Source organism: Streptomyces sp. NRRL WC-3742 (assembly GCF_000720635.1).
GTDB lineage: Bacteria > Actinomycetota > Actinomycetes > Streptomycetales > Streptomycetaceae > Kitasatospora.
The window spans coordinates 22174-44350 of record NZ_JOCF01000013.1; the positions used below are offsets into that span (position 1 = coordinate 22174).

Consider the following 22177-nt stretch of genomic DNA (forward strand, 5'->3'; position numbering starts at 1 on the left):
GCCGCGCACGACTTGGCGCCGACGCAGGCCGAACCGTCCCTCGCCGGTCGGCAGCGGCACGGAATTCTCAGTGGGTGTTTGCCCCGCCCCGGGCAGCGGGGAGAACGGCCGCCGGCCGGTCGCCGCCGGTGTCAGCGAACGTCGGGCTATGGGACGGTCCAGGAGGGGCGGTCGTTGACGTGGGCGACGGTGGCCAGGGACAGCTCCTTGTAGCGTCCGGAGACGGCGGCGGCGTGGTCGGCGGGCAACGGACCGCCGTGCTCGGCCGCGCGGGCGATGATCTCCTCCGGCCCGAGGGCGCGGTTGGCCAGGACCAGCGCGTTCAGGACCGGGCGGCGCAGGTCGTCGTACTGCCGCAGGGCGGCCACCGGGTCGGCCTCCCGGGCCAGGCACCAGGCCAGGACCCGGGCGTCGACCACGGACTGCGAGCCGCCGTTCATGCCCATCGGGAGCATCGGATGGGCGGCGTCCCCGAGCAGGGTGACGCGCCCCGCGCTCCAGGACGGCAGCGGGTCGCGGTCGACCATCGCGTACGCGAGGACGGTGGAGGTGTGCCCGACCAGGGCCGGCAGATCGATCCACGGCAGCTGCCACTCGCGCAGGCGGGTCCGGGTCTCGGCTGCCGTGACCGGGCGGACGTCGGTGGGGGTGACGGGGCGGTCGGAGTGCCCCGGCGCTTCTGCGGGCGGCTCGTCGGGCACCTCCAGCACCCAGTTCAGCAGGTCCTCGCCGGGCTCAGCGGCCGGAGCGATCGGGTAGGCGACGAACTTCGCGCCGGGCGTGCCGCCCGCCACCACCAGCGAGCGGCCGTCGAGCAGGCGCGGGTGGGGCGCGATTCCGCGCCACATCCAGACGCCGTGCCGGCGGGCGGCGCCCTCGTACGGGTGGAGCCGGGCCCGGACAGCGGAGTTGATGCCGTCGGCGCCGATCAGCACCTCGGCCTCCTCCACCACCGTCGCGCCGCTCGGCCGGTCCAGGAAGTGGGCCCGTACGCCGCCGGGCACCGTCTCGAAGTGCCGCAGCCGCCGCCCGGTGCGGACGGCGTCCGGGCCCAGCCTCTCCCGCACCGCTGTCAGCAGCAGGGTGTGCAGGCGGCCGCGGTGCACGGAGTACTGCGGCCACCGGTAGCCGGCCGCCGTACCCAGCGGCTCGTCCCACACGGGTACGCCGGCCCGGTCGTAGTAGCGCAGCCGCTGCGGCGCGAGGCCGATCGCGGCCAGTTCGTCGGCCAGGCCGAGCTCGGCGAGCTCCCGGACGGCGTGCGGCAGCAGGTTGATCCCCACGCCCACCGCCTCGATCGCCCGCGCCGCCTCGCTCACCCACGGGCGGAAGCCGGCCGCGTGCAGGCTCAGCGCGCAGCTCAGCCCTGCAATCCCGCCCCCGACGATCCCGACCCGCATCAACCCCTCCTCCTTCTGACAGCGCTCCGGTCGACACGGGTGCAGGACACCCGCCCCATGTGGCGGAGAAACGTATCTGTGCCGACTCGGCCTGCTGGGAAACAGCCTCGGTGCCCTTCCCTTGCATGCCGGTGACACACTGCCAGATGTCGGTCCGCCGACGGGCCGCCCCTGTCGACCTGCGACCCGAACGGGTGAATGCCCCCGGTGCGGGCGGAGCGTCCACTGATCATCCTTCAGATCCGAGGGGTACCCGCGTAGTTCCGGCCTGTCGTCGGCGTGGCGGATCTGGCCGATCTTCTCGCAGCCCCACCCCCGGGGGGCTGCTCGCGGGTTCGTTGTCGAGGACGCGGCTGCTGCTCGCCGGCGACGGGGGTCCGCTGTGTGTGGCAACCGGTCGGACCCGCTACGGGGAGCAGGCTCCGCACTGACTGATGTTGGCGGGTTTCGCCGGCAAGCCTCACTCGTCCGTGTTGTCCGGCGGCAAAGCGAGGGACGAAGTCCGTATGCCTGGCAGGGTGTTGGCCGGGCAGGGGCCCGGGCGCCGCGCGGCAGGCATGCGGGGCGCCGGTGATGCGAAGGGTGGTCGTAGTGCTGCGTGAGGGAACGACGACGGAACTGGCGCCGGTGGCGGTGCGGGTGCACCGACCGGGGGTCCGCACGGTCCGCCCGATCCTGGACACGATGCCGATGTCCTTCCTGTGGGTGCCGACCACTGGGGTCGGCTCCCCGGTGGACCGTCACCAGCAGGACGTGCGGCGGAAGCTGGAGGCCGGTCATCGGGGCGGCGGCCCGGGGTGGCGGTACGACCCGGAGGCCCAGCTGGCCGAGGCACTGGCTGATCCGGCGGCCCTCGGGGAGCGGTTCGCACCGTGGACGCGGGCCTGCGCGGAGATGGCCCGGACCGGACGCGGACTGCTGGCGGAGATCCGGGACGTGCGCGAGAACGGGGCTGCGGGCGCCCGGGTCGGGCTGCGCCGGGTGGCGGTCGGCCGCGACCGGGTGGGCGAGATCCACGCCCGCGGGCAGGCGGGCACCAACGGGGGGCGGTCCACCAAGTCGAAGCTGGGCACCTGCCCCGCCTCCTCCTGGCGGGCGGTCACCGACACCTTCGGCCTGGCCGGGGCCGCCGCCTACCCGAACATCGCCGTGGGGTGCTGGTGGATGGCGCTGCTGAGCGCGGACCACCGGGACTGGCGGCAGCACTACATCGCGCTGCTCGACCACGCGTTCTACTTCGAGTACAACGTCGACCGGGTGGGCGGCGGTCGGACGGTGCGGGAGCTGGAACTGCTGTGGGACATGCCGGGGCTCGAGGCCGAACTCCGGGCCCGCCGTCTCCACATGGCCTGCGAGATGGCCTACTTCGACACCAAGCGCCGCAACGAGGCGGAGCACCGGGGCGAGCGCACCGACGGCCGGTCAGCCTGGGTCTACGCCGACCGCGACAGCTGGCGGGACTCGAAGGCGTCCGACAGCGGCATCTTCGGCCACTACCTGTCCTTCCCCGCGGGCACCGCGGGCCGCGACGACATGATGGTCACCGGCCTGGTCAACGACTGGGTCGACCTCGGGCCGGACCTCCGCCACGAGGAGAGCGGGCAGAGCGTGCTGGCGCTCACCCGCGGCTCGATCGTCCAAGAGGACCTGCTCGACTGCTACGAGCGCACCGTGTGGATGATGAACGCGCAACTGACGCCGCACGGCTACGTCAAGGGCGACCGGTACAGCGCCGCCGCGCTGACCGTCGCCACCTGCGTGTGGCAGATGTGCAACCACCGGCAGGACCTCTGGCGGTACTTCGCCCTCGCATCCGACCTGTGCGAGAGCGCCGCCGGGCGCGACCTGTACGCGGCCGGGCAGCTCGCCGACTGCTACACGCCGTCGCTCGTCCCGATCACGCTGCCACGGGCCGACCGTGTCACGGCGCCGCGCCGGCCACTGCGGTACGACGTGCTGGTCGACGGCGCCCGGCACCGGGGCGAGCTCGACGTGCACGAGGCCCTGGCCGACGGCGTCGAGGACGGCGTGCTGCCGATGCTGCTGGTCGAGTACGGCTTGGTCGTCCCGCTGCTGCTCCGCGACGGCCGCATCGACGCAGATACGTTCCTGCGCCACATGGACCGCACCTACTGCGACCACTTCGCCGCGGTCGTCCGCAGCGGCCACGTCACCGGCTTCTCGCCCGACTACGCCGCGGCCGTGGTGGCGCTGGTGATGGAGCAGTGGTGGCACGGCATCTGGTTCGCCATCGGAGCGGGGAGCCTGATCGAGGCCCAGCCCGACCTGGTCGCCGCCGACCGCAGCCACTGAACCGCCCAGGCGCGGGGCGTGCAGTCGTCCACGGACCGTGCCTGTCCGTGGACGACTGCGTACAGGCCGGTGCGTCAGGCGGTGCCGGCCAGAGCGGGGTTGCCCGCCCACCAGTTCCCCGGGGCCTGTGGATCGCGGCTGCTCCAGTACTCGGTCGCCGCGGTGATGAACTCCTCGGCGGAGAGCGTGCCGTTGCCGTCCCGGTCGAGGTGGCGGAACGCCTCGTCCGCTGCCGCGCGCTCCAGACCAGGGAAGTGCCCGCGCTGGAAGGTGAGGAACTCCTCGGGAGTGACCCGGCCGTCGCCGTCGGCGTCCGCGATGGACAGGAACGCCCGGGCGAGGGCTCCGACCGTGGCCTGCGCGGTGGCCGGATCGTCGGCGAGGGTCGCCGTACTGCCGATGAACTCCGCCCGGCTGATCGCCTCGGTTCCCGGCGGGAGCGTGGGCAGATGCAGGTCCCGCCAGATGGCGACGTACGCCGCGATGATCCCGGCTTCCTGCGTCGAACCCTCCGCATGGCCGAGGGAACGAGCTGACGAACGCCCCATGAGGACGTGATCGTCTTCGGTGAGGCGGCCGTCTCCGTCAGCGTCGAGAAGATCGAAGCCGTAGCTGATCTTGGCGATCAGCAGGTCGTCGGACACTGGTTCTCCTTATGCCGGTTGCGGTCCACAGCGCAGAGCCATCACCGGCACAACGAGCTGCCGGGGGGATGGACACCCGTCTCGCGCCTTATCGGACCCGCGGCTACGCTGCGGCCGCGCTCCGCTTCGGCTTCCATGCCTGACGAGCGGGCGCGCCTGGCCGCGGTGGTCGGCAGCCTGTTCCTGTTCCACCTCCCGCGGATCATTTCCGTGTCCGTCGGCTCGATGGCTCGTTGGGCAGGGGGTGCGAGGGAGCCGCCGGGGCCGGGCACGACGAGGTGCGCAGTCGCTTCGGCGCGTGGTTGCCGCCCCGGCGCAGGTTCGGATCGGTGTGGTTGGACGGCGGGTGCCGTGGGTGCGGATGGCGGCCGCGGTGACCCTTCCGCCACTGCGGCGGGTCCTGGTCGAAGGGGAGCAGGGATGACAGTGGGACATGCCTGGCCGGTCGAGGTCGAACACGCCGATCAGGTGTTGATCGAGGATGCCTTGCGCTACATCCATGAGGCGGACACGAGCAGCGTCCTGGCACACATGGCCCCCCGACTGTCGCCCCGCCAGCGGGCTTCGCTGGCCTCGCACTGCCAGGTGGCACACGCAGCGGTCCTGGTCTTCCCGGCCTCGGTCCGGGCCATGACAGCCGCCCTCCGTGCGCGCGGGCTGACCGTCGAGGAACCCCGGCCGAGCGTGGTGGTGCGGGAGCGGCTCAGCCGTCGCTACGGTGTGCCCGTCGATGCTCTGGACGTCGTGATCGTGCACGTCCGTCTGCCGGCCGGCGACCGCGGACCACGGATGGTCGAGCTGTTCGCCCTGGAGGTGCTGCCGGGTTCCGACCTGTCCGCGATCGCGGTACGTGAGCGGGCGCTGCGCCACGAGTCCCACGTCGCGCTGCAGGTCACCACCACGGACGACGTTGTCGTGGCAGGGCTGCGCGCACTGGTGGGCGACAGCGGCGCACTGACGGCCGACGGCGGCGGCTACAACGCGCACGAGGACTGCACGGTGCTGTACTTCCGCAGCACCGGGATCGAGAGTGCGGGCGGCGGGTGGCACCGGCTGGAGCTGCGGGTGGACGGCCACCACCCGCTGGTCCTGTCCCGGCATCGGGACCAGGGGGCGGAGGATCCGGCGACCGGGCTGCTCGAGCTGATGACCGGGGCGTGGACGACGCAGGCGATCGCGGTGGCGGCCGAGCTGGGGCTGGCCGACCACTTGCCCGTGCCGGGCGCGGGGCGGGTACCCGACCCGGTGGAGACGGTGGCCGGTCGCCTCGGCGTCGACGGGGAGGGCCTGGCGCGGCTGCTGCGCTACCTGGCAGCCGTCGGCGTGGTGGCGCCGGTCGGCGCCTCCTACGAACTGACAGCGCTTGGAGAAACGCTTCGCCGCGATGCACGCCACTCACTGCGCCCGCTCGCGCTGCTGTACGGCGGGCTGTTCTACCGGTCGTTCGCCGCCCTGGCCCACGCGGTGCGCACCGGACACGAGGCGTTCGAGGTGGTGTTCGGCCAACCTCACTTCGACTACTTCGCCGCGCATCCCGAGACGGCAGCGCTGTTCGACGCCGCGATGGCCGCCAGTTCGCCGATGTTCGAGCCGATCACCGGCCTTGTCGACTTCTCCGCCGACCGGGTGGTGGTGGACGTCGCCGGCGGCAGCGGTGAGCTTCTGAGCCGGATCCTGAGGAGCGCGCCCCACCTGCGCGGCGTCCTGCTGGAGCGGGAGCACGTCCTGGAGCGGGCCCGCGAGCGGCTCGCCGAGGCCGGGTGCGCCGAGCGCTGCGGCCTCGTGGCCGGCGACTTCACCCAGGCCCTCCCCGCGGGAGGGGACGTGTACGTGCTGGCGCGGGTCCTGCACGACTGGGACGACGACAGGTGCGCGGCGATCCTCGGCCGGTGCGCGCAGGCCATGGACGGCGGTGCGCGGCTGCTCCTGGTGGAGCGTCTGCTGCCCGGCCACGGGAAGGCTTCGCTGGCGGCGCGGTGGGATCTGCACATGCTGTGCAACGTGGGCGGGCGGGAACGGAGCGCCGAGGAGTACGAGCGGCTGCTGGACGCGGCCGGGTTCGACCTGGTCCAGGTCAGCGGACTGCCGCTGGACGCCAGTCTCCTGACGGCCCGTCGGCGCGGACCGTCCCCGCTCCGGGCGCCGGCACCGGGCCGGGCACGATGAGTACGGCGATCTCGGTCGACGACTACCTGACCCACTCCCCCCTTCCTGCGAAGCGGGAGCACTACCGAACCCTCGGTGAGGTGTTCGACGCGGCGGTCGAGACCTTCGGCGACACCGCGGCCGTCGTCGGCAGCGGGCAACCGCTGTCCTGGGCCCGGTGGAGTGCCGAATCGGGTGCGCTGGCCTGCGGACTGCAGCGCCTGGGCACCGGCCCCGGTGACGTGGTGGCCGTCCAGCTTCCGAACTCCTGGGCGTTCCTGGTCGCCCACGTCGCCCTGGCACAGCTCGGCGCGGTCCTTCTGCCGCTGCACATGGCCTACGGGAAGGCCGACGTGGCCGCACTGCTGTCACGCGCGAGAGCCCGTGGCTTGATCGTGGCGGCCGAGCGCGGCGCAGCACTCGGGGCGGCGCTCGACGGCGGCTCGCCGGTGGGGCCCGGCTCGCTGGAGTGGGTGCTGACCGTCGGAGGTCCGGGCCCGGCGCCGCAGGATGCGCGCGGTGGTGCCCGGGCGGTGGGGTTCGCGACGTGGGAGGCGCTGCTGCGTGAGTACCGGGGCGCGCGGCCCGGTCCCGTCGTGGTGGACCCCGAGCTGCCGTTCGTGGTGCTGCCGTCGTCGGGGACCGTCTCCGGCCGGCCGAAGCTCTGCCTGCACAGCCACGGTGCGCTGTTGTCGAATGCCCAGGTGGTCGTGGAGGACGGACGTGCCGGCGCCGGTGACACCCTCGTCAGCGCCAGCCCCTTCACCCATTTGTTCGGGCTGCTCTCGGTCCACCGGGCCGTCCTCACCGGCGCGCGGCAGGCGCTGCTGCCGCGCTGGGATGCCGAGGCGTTCCTGGACCTGGCGGGGCCCGCCGGGGCGAGCGTGTTGTTCGCGGTGCCGGCCCAGCTACGGGACCTCGTCCAACGCCTTGGCGCTTCGGGGGCGCACGGGCGTCTTGAGCTGCGCGAGGTGCGCACCGGCGGTGCGGCGGTGCCCGGCTCACTGGTGAGCGAGGTGCGACGCCTGACCGGGGCGGCGACAGTCGTCCAGTGGGGCATGTCGGAGCTCGGCGCGGGCACCATGACCGGCCCGGACGATGCGCCGGAGGTCGCCTCACGCAGCATCGGCCGGCCGCTCTCCGGCTCCAGCGCACGCGTGGTGGACGAGGCCGGGCGGAGCTGCCCCGTCGGCCAGGTCGGCGAACTGCAGTACCGCGGGCCGCACCTGTTCCGCGGCTACTTGGGTGACCCGCAGGCCACCGAGGCTGCCTTCACCCCGGACGGCTGGCTGCGCACCGGGGATCTGGCCAGCCGCCACCTTGACGGCACCTTCGCTTTCCACGGGCGTGACGTGGAGGTGATCAGCGTCGGCGGCCTGAAGTTCAGTGCCTCCACCGTCGAGGCCCTGCTCAGCGACGTCCCGCAGCTGGCCGCCGCAGCCCTCGTCCCGCGCACCGACGCCCGGCTGGGGCAGTACCCGTGCCTGGTCGCCTCGCTGCGCTCCGGCGCGAGCGTCGATCTGGCGGTGGTGCGCGCCCATCTGGCGGCCAAGGGCGCGGCGGAGTACCAGCAGCCGCTGGAACTGGTCCTCGTCGACGAGCTGCCGCTCACGCCCACCGGAAAGGTGGCCCGTGGGCGGCTGGCCGCGCTCCTGACCGCCGACATGGCACACCGGTCGGCGGGGGCGGACCGGTGGCGGACCCGGCTGGCCGCCCTGCCCGCAGCCGAACAGGCCGCCGCCGCTCTGGCGTTGGTCCACGAGCACCTCGCCGAGCTGCTCCCGGCCCACGCCGTCCGTCCGGAGACCGACCGGCAGACGTTCCGCGTACTGGGTGTGGACTCGCTCGGTGCGGTGCGCCTGGCCCTGGCCCTGGCCCGCTCGAGCCGGCTCGCACTGGCGACCACCGTGGTCTTCGACCACCCCACGCCCGAGGCACTGGCCCGCCACCTGGCAGCGTTTGCCACCGCCCACCGTGACGAGACGCCCGGAGACCGCCCGGCCGCTACGACGGCAGTCGCCCTTGAAGCGGCCCGGTCGCGGGCCACCGGAGTGGGGGACCTGGACGACCCGATCGCGATCGTGGGAATCGGCTGCCGGTTCCCCGGCGGCGCCACCACCCCCGAGGACCTGTGGCAGCTCCTGGTGGACGGCGCCGACACGGCGGGCCCTTTCCCCACCGACCGTGGCTGGGATCTGGAGCGGCTGCGGCATCCGCAACCCTCCCGTCCAGGCCGCTCCAGCACCCACCTCGGCCACTTCCTGACCGGCGCCGGCGAGTTCGACGCCGCGTTCTTCGACATCTCACCGCGCGAGGCGCTGGCGATGGACCCGCAGCAGCGGCTGCTGCTGGAGACCGGCTGGGAAGCCCTGGAAAGGGCCGGGCTGGACCCCACCACGCTGCGCGGATCCGACACGGGCGTGTTCGTCGGCCAGATGGCCGGCGACTACGCTCCCCGGATCACCGAAGCCCCCGAGCTCTTCGACGGCCTGCTGCTCACCGGCAACGCCGCGAGCGTCGCCGCCGGGCGGATCTCCTACACCCTCGGCCTCAACGGCCCCGCCCTGACCGTCGACACCGCCTGCTCCTCCTCCCTGGTCGCCGTGCACCTGGCCGCCCAGTCGCTGCGCCGGGGCGAGTGCTCACTGGCGCTGGCCGCAGGAGCCACCGTGATGGCCTCCCCGGCCTCCTTCGTCGACTTCAGCCGCCAAGGCGCGCTCGCCCCGGACGGGCGCTGCAAGGCGTTCGCGGCCACCGCGGACGGCACGGCCTGGGGGGAGGGAGTCGCCGTCCTGGTACTGGAGCGACTGTCCCGGGCCAGGCGCAACGGGCACCCGGTCCGCGCCGTCCTGGCCGCATCGGCCGTCAACCAGGACGGGGCGAGCAACGGCCTGACCGCCCCCAACGGGCTCGCCCAGCAACAGCTGATCCGCCGAGCCCTGGCCGATGCCCGGCTGGAGCCCGGCCAGATCGACGTCATCGAGGCCCACGGCACCGGCACACCCCTCGGCGACCGGATCGAGGCCGAGGCGCTGGACGCCGTCTTCGGCCCCGGCCGCGACCCGGCGCGCGCACTGCGGCTGGGATCCGTCAAGGCGAACATCGGCCACACCCAGGCGGCCGCCGGCATGGCGGGAGTCATCAAGACGGTGCTGGCGCTACGCCACGGCCAGCTGCCCCGCACCCCGCACACGCACACCCTCCACCCCTTCGGCGGCAACCACGGCGGCGCTCTCCGGTTGCTGCCGCAATCCGAGCCGTGGCCACCGTCGCAGCGCGTACGCCGCGCCGGGGTGTCGGCCTTCGGCATCGGCGGAACCAACGCCCACGTCATCCTCGAGGAAGCGCCCAGGCCGCAGACGGAGCCGCTCACCTCGGCGGCGTGCGAGAGCACCGGCAGCGATCGGGCCTGCGGGCCGGCCCTGATCGGCGAACAGCCGACGCCCTGGGTGCTGTCCGCCCGCAGCGCACCCGCCCTGCGCGAACTCGCCGCCCGCCTCGTGCCGCTCGCCACCGGCCCCGAGTCACCCGGGGCGGCCCGGGCCCTGGCCACGACCAGAGCGGCGTTCGAGCACCGCGCGGTCGTCATCGCGCGAGAGCCCGCCGAGGCGGCCGCGGGCCTGCGTTCGCTCGCCGACGGCACCCTGTCCGCCGACGCGGTCACGGGCCTTGCCCGACCGGCGGGCCGCACCGTGTTCGTCTTCCCCGGGCAGGGCGCGCAGTGGCAGGGCATGGCAGCCGACCTGCTCGCCGAGTCCGACGTGTTCGCCGACGCCATGGCCGCCTGCGACGAGGCCCTCGCACCGCACGTCGACTGGTCGGTTCGTGCCGTCCTGCGCGGGGCCGCCCGCCAACCGGGGCTGGAGCAGGTCGAGGTGGCGCAGACCTGCCTGTTCGCCGTGATGGTCGCCCTGGCCGAACTGTGGGCCCATCACGGCGTGCGCCCGCACGCTGTGGTCGGACACAGCCAGGGCGAGATCGCCGCCGCCCACGTCTGCGGGGCGTTGACCCTCGACGAAGCCGCCAGGGTGGTGGCCCAACGGGCGAAGGCGGTCGGCGCACTGTCCGGCGGGCGGATGGCAGCCGTCGCACTGCCTCGCGGCGAACTCGACCACCACCTGGCCCGGTACCCGGGCCAGGTCTGGCTGGCGGCGGACAACGGCCCCCGCTCCACTGTGGTTTCCGGCACCGCCGACGCCGTGACCCAGCTGGTCGCCGAACTCGACCGGCGCACGGTGCGCGCCAGCCTGCTGGCCGTCGACTACGCCTCCCACTGCCCCGCGATGGAACCCGCCGAGGCCCACCTGACGAACGGCCTCAGCGAGCTGCGACCCCGGTCGGCCGAGGTGCCGTTCTATTCCACCCTCACCCCCGGCCCCCTGGACACCACCGCCCTGACCGCCCGGTACTGGTACCGCAACTTGCGCCACCCGGTCGAGTTCGGCGCCACGATCCGTGCCCTGCTCAGCGCAGGCTGCCGCGACTTCATCGAGATCAGCCCGCACCCCGTGCTCACCCACGCGATCCTGGAGACCGCCGAACAGACCGGCCGGCCGGCCACCGCAGTGGGCACCCTGCGCCGCGGCGAGGGCGGACTACGGCGTTTCCTGCTCTCGGCCGCGCAGGCATACACCCACGGGGCACCCCTCTCCTGGCCCACCCTGTTCGCCGGCCCCCAGGCGCAGCACACCGACCTGCCGACCTACCCGTTCCAGCGCGAGCGCTACTGGCTCACCACCCCCTCCTCACCCCGCCGGCGCCCCATGGATTCGGCCGTCCAGGAGGCGGACGCACCCGCCCGGCCCGACGAAGCGGACCTGCTGGCGTTGGTCCGCGAGCAGGCCGCGATCGTCCTCGGCCACCGCGACGGCACCAGCATCGAACCGGACGAGGCGTTCGCCGCCCTGGGCACGACGTCGCTGACAGCCGTCGAACTGCGCACCCGCCTGGCCGGCCTGCTCCACCTGTCCTTGCCCGCAGCGGTCGTCCTGGACCACCGCACGCCCCGCGCCCTTGCCGCCCACCTGCGGAGCCTGCGGCAGGACACGGACGGACGCAACGGCGCACCCGAGGCCCCGGGCACGGAGCCGCTGCACACCCTCGACGCCCTCTACCTGCACGCCTGCCGAACCGGCCAGGGGACGGTCGCCGCCGAGCTGATCGGCGCGGCAGCCAAGCTCCGCCCGACGTTCACGGCCGCCCACGCCGACGACCACGCGTCCGAGGTGACCCGCCTCGCACCAGCCGCCGCACGACCCGCCCTGTTCTGCTTCCCGTCCCTGCTGCCCACCTCCGGCGCCCACGAGTACACCTCGCTCGCCGGGGCACTGCGCGGCGTCCGCGAGGTGCAGGTCCTCGCCCAGCCCGGCGTCGAGTCCGGTCGGCTGCTCCCGGCCGACCTCGACGCCTTGGCCGGCGCGCACGTGGCCGCGTTGCGGCGGCACGCCGGGTCCGGGCAGTTCCTGCTCTGCGGGCACTCCTCCGGTGGGCTGGTCGCGCACGCGGTCGCGGCCAGGCTCGAAGGACTCGGCCGGCCCGCGCTCGGACTCGTCCTCCTGGACACCCCCTGGCCCGACGACACGCTGCTGCACCGACTGCTGCCGCGCGCCCTGGAGCACACCGCCGCCCAGGCCCTCGCCGTATCCGGCATCGGCGCCGACCGGCTCACGGCCGCGGGCGCGTACCTGCGCCTGCTGGCGGGCCGGCAACCGGCTCCCGTCACCACCCCCACCCTGCTGCTGCGCGCACAGGATCCCACCGAGTCCCTCGCCGGCAACGGCCCGACGGCCACACCGTGGCAGCTGCCGCACACCCTGATCGACGTCCCCGGCGACCACTTCACGATGCTCACCCACCACGCCCCCGCGCTTGCGGAGGCGATCGGCAGCTGGGATCCCGCCCCCGGTCCGGGGCACCCGGCCGCCACACCCCACCTGAGGGCCGCACCCCGCCCGACCGCCGCAGCCCGTCCGCTTCCTGGAGCAGCCCAGTGACCACGACCGCCCCGTCCGACGGCGATCTCGCCCAGCTGTTCATCCGTTCCCTGCTCGCCAAGCCCACCCCGGCCGACGACCGGCCGAGGCCGGCGGCGCCGTACGAGGGCCTGCGCCACCTTCAAGCCCTGTTGGACGAGAAGCAGCCCCTGATCGCCGACCGGCTCAGACTGCGCTCGCTGCTGGAGCTGTGCGCGATCAGCGATCCACGGCTCTTCCACGCGATGTTCCTCCACCACTGCATGACGATCGGCACCGCGCTCGACCAGGGCGCCTGCCAGGAGGACGTGGCAGCCCTCGCCTCAGGAGAGTGGATCGGCGCCGCCCTGATGAACGAGACCGGCTGCGGCAACAGCAGCTCGGCCGTGCGCACCGAGGCCCGTTACGACCCCGCGCGCGGTGACTTCGTGCTGCACACCCCGACGCCCGAGGCCGCCAAGGGCCCGGCCAACGTCGGCCTGGACGGCTTTGCGCGCCTGGCCGTCGTCAGCGCCCGGCTCGTCGCCGCCGGGACGGACCGCGGAACCGCGCTGTTCCTCGTCGCCCTCCGTGACGAGGACGGCCCCTGCCCGGGAGTCGCCATCGAAGCCCTCCCACCCGTCGCACAGCTGCCCATGGACTACGCCACCGTCCGCTTCGACCACGTCCGCGTTCCCCGCGCCCGCTGGCTCGCCGACGGAGCGTGGATCGCCGAGGACGGGTCCTTCCACGACCCGCTCGAAACCGCCGACGCCCGCACCCGGCGCAGCCTGGGCATGGCCCGCTTCTGCTGGGGCGCGATCAGCGCAGGACTTGCGGCAGTGGCCCGGGGCAGCGCAGCACTCGCCCTCACCCACGCCCGCCACCGCCGGACCGCCGACCGCCTGGCCGGCCAGGTCCCTGCGCTGAACCACCTGGGCCAGCAGCGGCTGCTGTTCGGCGCCACCGCCCAGGCCCTCGCGGCCACCGCCGTCGCCCACCGGGCCACCCGGCGCAGTTGGCACATCCCGCCGGGCGGTGGGCGCGGCAGCGGCCCGGACGGGTCCGCCATGCGCGAGCTGGCCCTGGCCAAGGTCACCACCGACACCCTCGCCGACGCGGCGGTGACCCGCTGCCGCTCCGCCGGCGGCACAGCCGCCTTCTTCTCACTCAGCCGCCTGGGCTGCTATCAGTCCTTCACCCAGACATACGCCTCAGCGGGCGGCGACAACCGAATGATCCTGCTGGACGCCGCCTGGACCATGGCCACCGGACAGGACTACCAGCCGCCGGACGAGACCTCGGCACCGGACGACCACACCCGGCTGCTACGCGCCCGCGAACGGCTCCTGCACACCGAGCTCACCGCCCATCTGCCCCAGCCCGCGGACACCGCCGTCACCTTCGACATCTGGAACGAGCGGACCGAGCTGGCCCAGCGCTTCGCCCTGGCCCACGCGGCGCGCACCACCGCCGAGACCCTGCACGAAAAGTGGCACACCCCAACCCTGCTTCCCGCTCCGGATCGTGCGCTGCTCGCCGACCTCTACCAGCTGCACTGCCTGGAACAGATCGACGCCCACAGCGGCTGGTACCTCGCCCACGGCCTGCTCACCGCGCAGCAGGTACTCGCGCTGCCGGAGCAGGCCGACCAGGCGTGCCGCCGCCTGGCCCCCCACGCCCAGGCCCTCACCGAGCTGCTCCAGGTACCCGACGCGCTCCTGCACGGCCCACTCCACCCGTAACCTGACCGCCCCCACGGAACCTTGAACTCGTTTCCGCCGGCCGCCCCGCCCGTTGGATCTGTTGTGGCGGTCTCGACTCCTGCCGGACGAGCGCCGAGAGCCGTCGCACACAGGCGCCGGGGAAGCAATCCACTCCTTTGCCCTCACGGTGGGTGGCGCATGACGCCGTCAGCCACCCACCACCCTCACCCGGAGGTGACCCATGCCCACCGCGCCCCCTCGTGCCCGGCAGCGAGAGGCGACCGGGGCCGGCCGTTCGGAGCGGCGGATCAAGGCCGCCGGGTTCCCCGCACCAAGTCGCTGCGGACCTTCGACTTCGACGCCAACCCCAACATCGACCCCGCCGTGGTCAACTCCCTCGCCAGCGGCGAGTGGATCAAGAAGAGCCAGCCGCTCTGCCTGATCGGCGACTCCGGCACCGGCAAGTCCCACATGCTCATCGCCACGGGCACCGAGGCCGCCATGCAGGGCTACCGCGAGCGTGGCGACCTGAGGCGGCGGGTCCAGGTGCTGCGCGCGGCCCCTGGACGCGAATAACGTCGAAGTCCTGCTGGAGTATCAGGACAACGGCTTGCTGTCCCACTGCCAGGGGGTGATGGCGGTCCAGGCATGAAGGTAGTCGCGGGCTGCGAAGGCCGAGGGGACGAGGTCGGGAGTGACGCCGAAGGCGTCCGTCAGGGTGGGCAGGGCCTCCGCGAGGGTGCGCAGCAGATCGCCCTGCAGCGCCGTCAGTTCTTGGGCGGTGGTCGCGTCGAGCTGGCCGTGTGCGGTGTACCAGCCCGCGTGGGCCAGCACGCGGTCGCATCCGTACAGTTGGGCGAGGCCGCACAGGAGTGAGCCGGCCTGGCCTTGGTGCTGGTGGGCGTCCTCGTGGAGTGCGTGTGCGGCCCAGGCGGTGGCGGTGGCCTCGGCGAGCGCGGTCGCGTCGGTTCCCGAGAGCGGGTCGGCGTCGGTCAGCAGGGTACGGGCGCGCTGGTCGAGCAGGCGCAGCCAGACCGGAGCGTCGGCAGGGGGTTCGGGCAGTGGGGTGGTGCGGGCGCCGGCGAGGGCTCGGCCGGCGGCGACCTGGAGGACCTGGTTGTCGCCCTCGGCGGTGATGACACCCTGGGTGATCCCCAGGTAGTCGGTGATCATGTTGGTGCGGAACATGCCTTGTGCGCCGAGGCGTTCGCGGCACTCCTGCAAGGCGGCAAGGGCGGTCGCCGACAGGAGGGGCTTGGTGAGCATGGCCAGGGCTGCGGATTCCGGGCCGGGGGTGTCCGGATCGCTCAAGGCGGCGCGGGCGCGGTTGCCGAGCGCCGTCGCGGCGTAGAGGCGGGCAGCGGCGAGGGTCAGCGGGGTGCGGACGTTGTCCCGGTCGATCATGGGAACCTGACGGGCGGTGAGCCGCTGTCGTGCGTAGGAGACCGTGATCCACAGAGCCGAGCGGGCTGCGGCGAGCGAGCCGCAGGCGAGCCCGACACGGCCGGCGTGGAGCTGCTCGATCGTGTGATGGAAGCGGCTGCGCAGGCTCTCCTGGCTGTGGAAGGAGCCGTCGGCATCGAAGTGGGCGATGCCGCCCGAGAGCCAGCCATCCTCGGGTACCACGGCACCGTCGAAGCGGATCATCGCATTGTCCATGGGGCAGAAGCCCTTGTCGGGCATGCGGTGCACGCTGACTCCGACCGGGTCCTGGTGTGAGCGGCGCAGCGGGAGCAGGAAGGGAAACACGCCCTCGTCGCGTCCGTCGGCGATGAGGCGGGCGGCAACCACCGTCATGCGCGGCACGCTCTTCTCGGCGACGTTGGGCATGAACTTGACCGCTGCCGGTGTGGGTGTGTGGAGGGTGAAGTGGCGCTGGTCGGGATTCCAGCGGGCTTCGGTGTGCATCTCCAGCACGTTGCTGCCGTAGCCGAGTTCGGTCAGCAGGAAGACGCCGACGTGTCCGGCGTCGTCGAGGGCTGAAAGCGCTCGCTCCTGCCGTTCGGTGGCGCGTCCGAGGCGTTGGATGGCCCCGATGGTGAGGGTGAAGTGCCCGCTGAGGATGAGGAAGAGGTCCGGGGCGGCGACGGCCGCCCAGTCGAAGAGGGAGAACATCACGGCCGGATCGGCGGCGATCTTGCGGGAAGGGCCCAGTCGTGCGACGAGGCCGCGCAGTTGCTTGTACGCATCCCGGGCACGGTCGGTGTCGGTGCGCCCCATGTCGCAGGGGACGATGATCTCTCTGATCGCGCGGCGCACCGCCTCGCTGGCCTCGTGGCGACCGCCGTAGACAAAGGCGGCAAGCGCCTGGGTGACGGGGTCTGCGGCTGGGGGTGTCTGTGCGGAGGTCACCGGGGGTCCTTTCCATGGAGCTGTCTTGTGGTGCCGTGTGCCGGTGGCGGATGCCCGGCACCGGTGGGGCGTTGTGGGCACACTCGTGATCGCGTCGGTCAGGGCCTTGGCCTGGGCCGGCTATTGGACGTTTCGGGGGACGGATTTGCGCGGCTTGTGGCCCTGGAGATCAGCGCCGGGTCGTCACCGAGATAGGCGCAGATGAAACGTTTCTGCTTTTGCGGGGCACGAGCAAGGTCCTCTGCGCGGCAAGGACTAACAATCGAGCGCAGGTGAATGCGATGGGACGGCCGGTTGTTCTTCGCCAAGTGGTACGTCTCTCCAGTGACTTGAGGCCAGAACCGCATGCGTTTGGCAACCGTCCCGGTCGGCTGGGGGCAACTCGCCCGGGGCACCATGCTCAGCAGTACCCGGCAGCGCAGGAAGATACGCATCCTGTGTCCGCTGCTGGGCGCGCGGAGCGCTATTAGGGCGCGCACGGAATTCTCGCGCCGGGAGCCGGGCAACCGTGCACAGGGCAGGCCATCCCGGGCGGGGAGAATATCGCGGCCCTTCCGCAGGCGCCTCCCTGCGGGCCGTCCAACCGGCCCGATGCCAAACCCGCAGGGGTGGCGCCCTTTCGGGGCCGCAGAACCGGACATGAGCGGACGACGCTCTACCAGTCGTACCGGAACTCTATGACCACCGAGTCGATCGTCAGCTCATCACAGTAAATCCAGTTGAGTTATCCAAGATTTGCTCTCGCCTGGTCGGGCCGGTGCTTACGGTCGCGGAGGTGGATGGGGCAGACTCGCTGTGCGGGTTGGTCCGACTCTGGCGGAACTCGGTGTCGTGCACGGCGTGACGGCGCCGATTCCACGATCGAGTTCGTATCCGGGCTGGCGGCCGGTCGTTGGTGCCGATGTGGATACTGACTTCGCCTCAGACAGCGTCACTGAAGTATCGTTTCAGCGTGAGTGTCCCATCTTTGCCGGCCTGATCGCGCAGTGGAGCCACGCCGGCCGTACCGTGCCCGGCCGCCCCGACCCCGAGTGGCGCCGCCTTGCCGAGCCGCCAGCCTTCGGGGCCAAGCCGGCGGCCATTCTGACCCAGCGACCGGTCCGCCGAACCGAGCTACCCGTCCTCTGTCCGAGCCGTCCCCGGATCAGCGTGTGAGGCGTGACCTGGGGCCCCGCATCCCGGCGCAGCGGACGAGCACCGGTGGATGCGTGATGGCCGTCGAACTGGTGGTGATCGCCGCGCCGGGCGTGCGGGTACCCGTGCCAGGGTGCCTGCGCTACCAGGCCACAGACCCGTACGCGGTGCACCTGGACTGCCATGTCGGCCCGGAGTTACCGATCACATGGACCTTCGCGCGCGACCTGCTGGCGACGGGCGTACGGACATGGGCCGGCACCGGGGACGTGTGCGTCTTCCCCAGCCGGGACGACGCCGAGCCGAGCGTGAGCATCTCTCTCGACGGGGAAGCCGCCAGCGTGGTGCTGCACGCCTCCACCGCAAGAGTTGCCACCTTCCTGTCCTACACCGCCCGGATCGTCCCGTTCGGTTCGGAAAGCCGCCACATCGACCTCGATCTTCTGTCGAACCGACTCTGCGGCGGCGAACAGCCCGAGGCGGGCTCGTGAACCATCCCCGGCGGGTGTCCGTCAGATCGGGTTCTGGCTCAACTTTCGGAAAGTGATCCAGAACCACGGTTGAGCCGCCGCCGACATGGCGGAGAATGGCAGCGTCCAGGGCAGTGGGCACCCCGCCGGAGCGGGTGGCAACGGCCTGCCTCGCCCTCGTCGTCGGTGACGACGGTCCGCCCCCCAGCGGGCGCGGCCCTCGAAGTCCTCATGAGTGATGTTGACACCCGTACTCAGCACGTAGACGTCAACGCCCACCGAGACCTCATCGACGGCTGCCTCGCCGGCATCGGCCTGATCATGGACGGCTGACCGACATCACGCATTCAAGTTCAGCAGCTTGGCTCGCGATGCGGCGCCGCATGGCAATTGCCTACGCGCGGACAATTCCGGCTGGTGATCGGAATCTTGATCCTTCGTCGGCGACGATCTGACGTGAGCGCTCTGGAATCCGAGGCAGAAGATCCTGCGTTCGGGCGGGCCGGTAGCCGGGACGGGGAGGGCGGCGCTTCCCGGCCGGCTGGGTGCTCCGGAGATGTGCAGTGTCGCGCAGGGCACGGGTGCGGGGAGTTGATCACCCGATGTGGTGAAGTGCGATCGGTTGTCGTGGATGTGGGGCGCCTCGGGGCGATAGACCAGGACGGTGATCTTGACTCAACTGTCGCAGCCCGCCCAGCTCCGTGAGGCGGAGGTCTGCATCGCTCAGTTACACTACCGGGCTTCCGCCGGCGAGGCGTTGGCGGAGCTCGCGGGCTGCGCCACCACCACGGAGTTGCTGGTGACGGCGCATCGGATGTGGTGTGGGCCGGGGTGCCGGTCTACCGAGGACTGTACGTTTCTGCACTACCCCCGGACGGTGCCGCTGCCGGGTCTGCCGCAGGTGCACCGCTCGCGGTACAACAAGGACACCGCGGAGCTGTACGGCTTGATGGGCGGGGCCGGGTACGCCGTCGGGACGGCACAGCGCCATGAGACCGACCTCTGGCCGTTGTTGCTGGAGGCCATGGGGCGGGCCGATGCGGGGGCGGGGGCCGCGATCGACTACACGGACTGGGCGCGCAAGGGCGACCGGAGTGCCGCCGAAGTGGCCGCCTACGCCTGTCGGGACACGCTCCAGTGGGCGGCGGTCTGGCTTGGTGAGGAGTACGCGCGCGTCCCGGCCTACCTGCACTACGTCGCGCTGAGCACCGTCGTCGACGACCTGTGCGTCCCGCCGCTCGACCTGGTGAGCGGAAGGTTCCGGCTGTACGGGCACTCGGTCGGCAGCGTGATCGCCGCGCTGGAGGGGGAGGGGTGGCGACACGATGCCGTGCACGCGCTGCTCTCGTTGGTGCGGGAGTCGGTGTACCAGTACGCGGAGAAGGTGGACCACGCGGCGGCCGGGGGTGCCGGGTTGCACGCCAGGTTGAACGATTCGGCGGGGGTCTGGGACGCCTGTGTCTACCGGATGCACTCCGCCAACAACTACGGCTGCGGTGTGGTGGTTGCCCGCGTCTGCGGCACCGGGCCGGTCACCTTCGGCTGGCTGATGGACAGCGGCATGGCGGATGCCATCTCCATGGACCTGGCCAAGTCTGCGCTGGACGTCTACCGGCTCGACGCCCACCAGCCCACGGCCGGCCCGCGCCCCGCCGGACTCCGGCAGCAGGCGTACCACTCCGTCTACCTCGACCTGATCGACGACCTGGTGCGCAGCGGGGCGCCGGAGGGCCTCGTCCACTACGGCCGGGCGGGTCTGCTGTACGTGCAGATGATGGAGCGCTATCACGAGCGGCGCCTGGACCACCGCGTACCGTTGCGGCCGCCGATGGCTGCGCGGCTGCGCGAGCTGTTCGGCGAGGAACCGGTCGAGGCGTCGGTGGGGAATCGTTTCCGCGCCCATCGGGACGGGGCCGGTGGCGGTCGGCCGCTCGGTGGGCCGACCGGGCTGGGGACCTCGGCGGCGCGGGTGTTCGTGGCGGCTGGGGCTGGTAGCTGACGGAGTGACAGGCCGGGCCGTCCGGGCAGGAATTCCCTGCCCGGACGGCCCGGTCATTGCTTCCTGAACGGGCAGATTTCACTGGATGAATGTGCAAGAGCAGAAATGGTGGAAACCGTTCGCGACGTATTGACCGTCACTCCTGCCGAATGGGGCTGCTACTGTTCCGGACCCGGCGCCCCGCGACCCGCGCCATCCGCTCCTCGAGCACCTGCACACGCGCCCGCGCGACGCGCCACCGCTCATGCTCCCAGTCCTTGCCGAAGCAACAAGCGGGAAAGACTCGGGAGGGCGGAGGCGTTCGCGCTGGCGGGAAGGACGGCGATGGGACGGCGATGGGGCGGCGAAGTCGCTCTCACCAGTGCCCCAGACGGCGATCGGCTCACGGCGGTCTGGGCCGACACTGAGCGGGGTCAAGGGGCTCTGCCTCCGGATGACGCCAGAGCCTGCAAGAAGCGACACCCCCACGCCGTCCGCATCCTCGCCTGGCTACGAGTGATCTGGTCCTGCCGGAGCGACGGAACCTGCTACGACCCTGTCACCCACCAGGCCAACAACAAGATCGAAGCGACTCAAGAGACGGCTCTGGCGCCATAGGGGTTGACTCAGGAAGCTCATGCGACGAGCGCGTAGCTGGCGAGCCGTTCGCGTTCCCGCTGGCTAGGACCGAGGTGGAAGCCTGTACATTTACTCCAGGTCAGTGAGTTGGTGAGTCGGACCCACCGGCAGCGTGGCCTCGATGATCATCGCCGTCAGTCGGTGTGTGGTCCGCCGGTGCCAGCAGATCCTCCAGCAGCGCGTCCAGGTTGAGGTGGGCGGACTCGGAGCCGGGCGGGACGATGAGGTAGGTGGCTTCGAGGAAGGCTCGGAGCAAGGCCGCGGGCGCGCGGAGCAGAGCCGTGTTCTCGGGCGCGCTCAGCCCGATGTAGGCGGTGTTGTCATCGGCGGCGGCGGGGTAGACCGACACATCGCCGGCGCCCGTCCAGGTGCTCAGACCGGTGGCGAGGAGTTCACGGGCGAAGATCCACGTGATCGGTTCCGGGAGGTCGACGTGGCTGTCCAGGTAGAGCGCGAGCGGGTCGGCCCGGTGGTAGCGCAGGCGGGCCACCACCGGAACGTTCAGTCCCGGGCAGACCACCGCCATCAGCGTCAGGATCAGGCTGCAGTCGGGCAGGCCGGCCAACGGGTGCGGGGTGTGCGACGGTTCACGGCGGGTCACCGGACTTCCAACAAGGATTCGGCGTGGCCACCGCGGTCCTCCGGTAGGCCCGGCGGCGCATCCAGAGGAATCGTTTCTTCAACCGCGGTGACGTTCAGATGGCTACAGCTCACAGCCAGGAAACGATCCACCGCGCACCCGGTCACCGGCAACCGGCCATCAACTCGGGCTTCGCTGCGGAGCCGTCCCGTGGCGAGCGCAGATCGCCCAGGGCCCCGTTCGGCGGTGGTCGACCGCAAGCGGCTCCCCGTCCTCGTCGGCCTCCTCCCCAGGCACTCAGCCGCCGACCGCCACGCCGTCCCCGCACTGGCGCCAGTAGCACGCCCGGCAGGTCGCCTCGTCCTCCGCGTTCTTGGAGACGGTGTACTCGAATCTGTAGTGGGCCTCGCAGCCGCACGTCAGGCACCGGGTCAGGCGCCATGCCGTCGGCTTGGCGAACGGCTCCAACGGCTCCAGGCCGCCGGCGCGGAGGATGTCTGTGATGTGATCGTCGCACCAGGCATCGCGCGAACGCGTCCGGTAAGCGGTCGGCTGCGAGCAACCAGGATCCGAACACAGCTGAACCGGCTTCCCGGGCGATATGGGGCTCACCTGCAGGATTCTTTCATGGCCACTTGCTGTTCCCTGGGGCGGGGCCTGTGCAGTACGTCTACGATCCTTAGTTTCTCCCCACCGCGGCAGGTGCCGCGAGGCCGGTGCCACCGCCACCTCCTCGAACGGCCCGGCCCTCACCTGCCGGAGCTCTCCCAAGGACGGGCGCCTGCGCTGGCTCACCGCAGGAGAATGACCCCGACGGCGTCCAGGCGGGCAGGAGGACGCCGGTCAGTCAGACCGGGCCGCTTGC

General features: G+C 72.1%; 11 protein-coding genes and 1 pseudogene. 7 read left to right on the forward strand and 5 right to left on the reverse strand.

Annotated elements, in window-relative coordinates:
- Nucleotides 1–146: 146 nt before the first annotated feature.
- The gene (locus IH61_RS0110470) at nt 147–1400 is read right to left on the reverse strand and encodes an FAD-dependent monooxygenase (RefSeq protein WP_031068071.1); all 1254 of its coding nucleotides are present in this window, start codon (nt 1398–1400) and stop codon (nt 147–149) included.
- 684 nt (nt 1401–2084) lie between these two features.
- Between IH61_RS0110470 and IH61_RS0110475 the strand changes: the two genes are divergently transcribed.
- The gene (locus IH61_RS0110475) at nt 2085–3713 is read left to right on the forward strand and encodes a hypothetical protein (RefSeq protein ID WP_234327118.1); all 1629 of its coding nucleotides are present in this window, start codon (nt 2085–2087) and stop codon (nt 3711–3713) included.
- A 74-nt stretch (nt 3714–3787) separates the two neighbouring features.
- Here IH61_RS0110475 and IH61_RS0110480 read toward each other — a convergent pair whose 3' ends face one another.
- Nucleotides 3788–4357, reverse strand: a complete 570-nt coding sequence (locus tag IH61_RS0110480) for an EF-hand domain-containing protein (RefSeq protein ID WP_031068074.1) — start codon at nt 4355–4357, stop codon at nt 3788–3790.
- A 630-nt stretch (nt 4358–4987) separates the two neighbouring features.
- Here IH61_RS0110480 and IH61_RS0110485 point away from each other — a divergent pair.
- The 4 genes and pseudogenes from IH61_RS0110485 to IH61_RS40680 form a co-directional block, all read left to right on the forward strand.
- Nucleotides 4988–6523, forward strand: coding sequence for an acetylserotonin O-methyltransferase (locus IH61_RS0110485; RefSeq protein WP_234327119.1), 1536 nt, complete (start codon nt 4988–4990; stop codon nt 6521–6523).
- The gene (locus IH61_RS0110490) at nt 6520–12495 is read left to right on the forward strand and encodes a type I polyketide synthase (RefSeq protein WP_051836736.1); all 5976 of its coding nucleotides are present in this window, start codon (nt 6520–6522) and stop codon (nt 12493–12495) included. The genes IH61_RS0110485 and IH61_RS0110490 overlap by 4 nt, the downstream gene beginning before the upstream one ends.
- The gene (locus IH61_RS42770) at nt 12492–14198 is read left to right on the forward strand and encodes an acyl-CoA dehydrogenase (RefSeq protein ID WP_051836742.1); all 1707 of its coding nucleotides are present in this window, start codon (nt 12492–12494) and stop codon (nt 14196–14198) included. Before IH61_RS0110490 ends, IH61_RS42770 begins: the two co-directional genes overlap by 4 nt.
- A gap of 253 nt (nt 14199–14451) precedes the next feature.
- Nucleotides 14452–14702 (forward strand): annotated as a pseudogene (locus IH61_RS40680) (ATP-binding protein); the annotation flags it as partial.
- A 54-nt stretch (nt 14703–14756) separates the two neighbouring features.
- On the opposite strand, the gene IH61_RS0110505 reads toward IH61_RS40680, so the two are convergent.
- Nucleotides 14757–16511 carry an acyl-CoA dehydrogenase family protein gene (locus IH61_RS0110505; RefSeq protein ID WP_158844872.1) on the reverse strand — a complete coding sequence of 585 codons (1755 nt, stop codon included), beginning with the start codon at nt 16509–16511 and terminating at the stop codon, nt 14757–14759.
- A gap of 1211 nt (nt 16512–17722) precedes the next feature.
- Here IH61_RS0110505 and IH61_RS0110510 point away from each other — a divergent pair.
- Entirely contained in the window at nt 17723–18136 is a 414-nt protein-coding gene (locus IH61_RS0110510) for an SsgA family sporulation/cell division regulator (protein WP_051836744.1), read from the forward strand.
- Nucleotides 18137–18992: 856 nt separating this feature from the next.
- Nucleotides 18993–20114 carry a hypothetical protein gene (locus tag IH61_RS0110520; RefSeq protein WP_158844874.1) on the forward strand — a complete coding sequence of 374 codons (1122 nt, stop codon included), beginning with the start codon at nt 18993–18995 and terminating at the stop codon, nt 20112–20114.
- 697 nt (nt 20115–20811) lie between these two features.
- Here IH61_RS0110520 and IH61_RS0110525 read toward each other — a convergent pair.
- Together IH61_RS0110525 and IH61_RS47705 are read right to left on the reverse strand one after the other, a co-directional pair.
- The gene (locus IH61_RS0110525; protein ID WP_051836747.1) at nt 20812–21333 is read right to left on the reverse strand and encodes an SsgA family sporulation/cell division regulator; all 522 of its coding nucleotides are present in this window, start codon (nt 21331–21333) and stop codon (nt 20812–20814) included.
- A 276-nt stretch (nt 21334–21609) separates the two neighbouring features.
- Complete coding sequence (locus IH61_RS47705; RefSeq protein WP_199823290.1) at nt 21610–21780, reverse strand: hypothetical protein; 171 nt, start codon at nt 21778–21780, stop codon at nt 21610–21612.
- Between the last annotated feature and the right edge of the window lie 397 nt (nt 21781–22177).

What these genes read in the sequence shown, in the direction of transcription:
- IH61_RS0110485 (WP_234327119.1), top strand. Translation starts at nt 4,988, where the DNA reads ATGACAGCCGCCCTCCGTGCGCGCGGGCTGACCGTCGAGGAACCCCGG.
- IH61_RS0110475 (WP_234327118.1), top strand. Translation starts at nt 2,085, where the DNA reads ATGCCGATGTCCTTCCTGTGGGTGCCGACCACTGGGGTCGGCTCCCCG.
- IH61_RS0110490 (WP_051836736.1), top strand. Translation starts at nt 6,520, where the DNA reads ATGAGTACGGCGATCTCGGTCGACGACTACCTGACCCACTCCCCCCTT.
- IH61_RS0110510 (WP_051836744.1), top strand. Translation starts at nt 17,723, where the DNA reads ATGGCCGTCGAACTGGTGGTGATCGCCGCGCCGGGCGTGCGGGTACCC.
- IH61_RS0110470 (WP_031068071.1), bottom strand. Translation starts at nt 1,400, where the DNA reads ATGCGGGTCGGGATCGTCGGGGGCGGGATTGCAGGGCTGAGCTGCGCG.